Raw genomic sequence first — 2,514 nt, forward strand, 5'->3', positions numbered from 1 at the left:
CTTCGCCGAACGTCGTTACTGGCGCTGGTGCTCACGATGCCACTGATGGGTAGCGCAATGGCCGCCGAGAACAAGACAATCATAGTCGATGTATCCGCTATGGAGGCGGGCTTAGAACCGGATGATTTCACCTTCTGGCGCACGGGCACTGGCGATCCTGCCGTGTGGCGGGTCGTCAATGATCCGACCGCGACCGAGCGGAAGGCGATCGCGCAAACGAGGAGCGATACGACCGGCTACCGGTTTCCGCTTGCGGTATATAAGCCCGTTTCGGCGAGAAACGTTGATGTGTTCATCCGGTTCAAGCCGCTCACGGGCAAAGTGGATCAAGCGGGCGGGGTTGTCGTCAGGCTCACCACACCCGACGATTATTACGTCGCTCGGGCCAATGCCCTTGAAGATAATGTCAGGCTTTATCGCGTCACAAACGGAAAGCGCGAGCAGATTGCGGGCACAGACACTAAAGTCGCCGGCAATCAGTGGCATACGCTCGATCTACGCGCCAACGACGACAAGTTCACAGTGTCCTTCGACGGAAAGACCCTTTTCACCGCCGAAGACAGAACATTCGACAGGTCCGGAAAGATCGCTCTATGGACCAAAGCCGATAGCGTAACTCACTTCGACACCATCTCTATCACGCCGCTGGATTAAGGCAAGAAATGCCCGACCAACTACCAGACGCGCGCTCGACGAAATCCACATCCGAGCAAAGCTCGGGCCGAGCACAGAGCCGATGATGTATTAAATAAAGCGGATCGCTACCGAGGCGGGTCCGTGATGGAGCTATTTCGATCAAGTGGAGGAGGAAATCCTGATGCTCTTCTCAAAATTCGCTCTTGCTGCGGCCCTGATCACGGGGTTGTCGGCCCCGGCCTTTGCAGCCGACGAGAATTGGGCGCGTGTCGGTGAAGCCCTCGGTAAAGCCGGCACCGAAATGCCGGGCGGCGTCTACCGCATCGGTCTCCCGAGGACGGACATCAAGGCGACCCTCGACGGGGTCGAGTTGAAGCCGGGCTTCGCGCTGGGCGGTTGGGTCGCCTTCGAGAAGATGGGCAACGAAAGCATGATGATGGGCGATCTCGTGCTGACCTCGGACGAGGTGAATCCGGTAATGGCGAAGTTGATGTCCAGCGGCATCGAGGTTACGGCGCTGCACAATCATCTGCTACGCAACCAACCCTTCACGATGTACATGCACGTTTTCGGGCGCGGCGATCCGGTGAAGATGGCGACCGCTCTGCATCAAGCACTGGCCGAAAGTAAGACGCCGCTCGGCTCGGCTACTTCCGGGTCCTCGCAGCCGCAGGCGGCACCAGCAACGCAACAGCGTGTCGACCTTGATACTGCGGCCCTCGATCAAGCGCTTGGCAGGAAGGGCAAAGACAACGGTGGGATATACCAGTTCGGCATTCCGCGCGCCGAACCCGTCAAAGATGGCGGGATGGTTGTGCCACCGTCGATGGGGACCGCAGAGTCGATAAACTTTCAGCCGGCCGGCGGGGGAAAGGCGGCGATAACCGGCGATTTCGTCCTGACCGCGAAGGAAGTGACGCCAGTCTTGAAGGCCCTTCGGGAGAATGGAATCGAGGTGACCGCGATTCACAACCACATGGTGGACGACCAGCCTCGCCTGTTCTTCGTGCATTTCTGGGGCGTTGGCGATGCCAAGAAGCTTGCTGACGGCCTAAAGGCAGCCCTTGCACATGTTGCTGTTGCAAAGGGTTAGAGGGCGGCTCTGGTGTCTTCTGGTCGGTTTCGTGTTGGTGCTGGCGATGCCCGCAACGGCCGAAAGGCCCGGCGCACCGTTAGAGCTTGAGGGGAAGCTTCCCCTCGGCTCCGTTGCCGGTCGGATCGACCACCTCGCGATCGACCTCAATCGACAGCGGCTTTTCGTGGCCGAATTGGGGAACAATAGCGTGGGTGTGGTGGACCTTGCGCGGGCACGCACGCAGAGCACCATTCCAGGGCTGAACGAACCGCAAGGGATCGCCTACGAACCGTCGACCGACACGGTCTATATCGCAAACGCAGCGGATGGATCGGTGCGAATATTGCGCGGCGAAGATTTGGCGCTCATCGGGCGAATCAACTTGGGCGACGACGCCGATAATATTCGGGTTGACGCTCGCCACAACCGGGTGCTGGTTGGATACGGCGATGGCGCGCTCGCCATAATCGACCCCAAGAGCCGGACAAAAATCGGGGATATCCGGCTCAAAGCGCACCCTGAAAGCTTCCAGATCGACAACAGCGGTACACGCGCCTACGTGAACGTGCCCGATGCGCGGCAGATAGCAGTTGCCGATCTGGCCAAGGGCGAGGTCATCGGAACAATGCCCACCGAAGGCCATGGGTCGAATTTTGCGATGGCACTCGACCGTAACGCCAATCGCGTCCTGACCGTCTTTCGCAGTCCGTCGCGATTGCTCGTGCTGTCGATGATGAACAATGCAGTTGTCGCCGATCTCAAGACCTGCGACAATGCAGTTGTCGCCGATCTCAAGACCTGCG

At 59.2% G+C, this 2,514-nt stretch carries 3 protein-coding genes; all 3 read left to right on the plus strand.

Annotation, left to right across the window (positions count from 1 at the left end):
* The first annotated feature begins 57 nt into the window (after positions 1-57).
* The gene (locus VJV58_RS20980) at positions 58-654 is read left to right on the plus strand and encodes a family 16 glycoside hydrolase (RefSeq protein ID WP_324139286.1); all 597 of its coding nucleotides are present in this window, start codon (positions 58-60) and stop codon (positions 652-654) included.
* Positions 655-817: 163 nt separating this feature from the next.
* On the plus strand, positions 818-1,729 hold the full coding sequence (locus tag VJV58_RS20985; RefSeq protein WP_324139287.1) for a DUF1259 domain-containing protein: 912 nt from the start codon (positions 818-820) through the stop codon (positions 1,727-1,729).
* Positions 1,730-1,775: 46 nt separating this feature from the next.
* Positions 1,776-2,514, plus strand: a 739-nt coding sequence (locus VJV58_RS20990; protein ID WP_414641540.1) for a YncE family protein, incomplete at its 3' end; no start/stop codon positions are given.

Source organism: Bradyrhizobium sp., assembly GCF_035273305.1.
In the GTDB taxonomy this organism is placed as follows: domain Bacteria; phylum Pseudomonadota; class Alphaproteobacteria; order Rhizobiales; family Xanthobacteraceae; genus Bradyrhizobium.

Bases quoted from the DNA above. Each gene is read 5' to 3' on its own strand.
- VJV58_RS20980 (WP_324139286.1), top strand. From the start codon at position 58: ATGGCCGCCGAGAACAAGACAATCATAGTCGATGTATCCGCTATGGAG.
- VJV58_RS20985 (WP_324139287.1), top strand. From the start codon at position 818: ATGCTCTTCTCAAAATTCGCTCTTGCTGCGGCCCTGATCACGGGGTTG.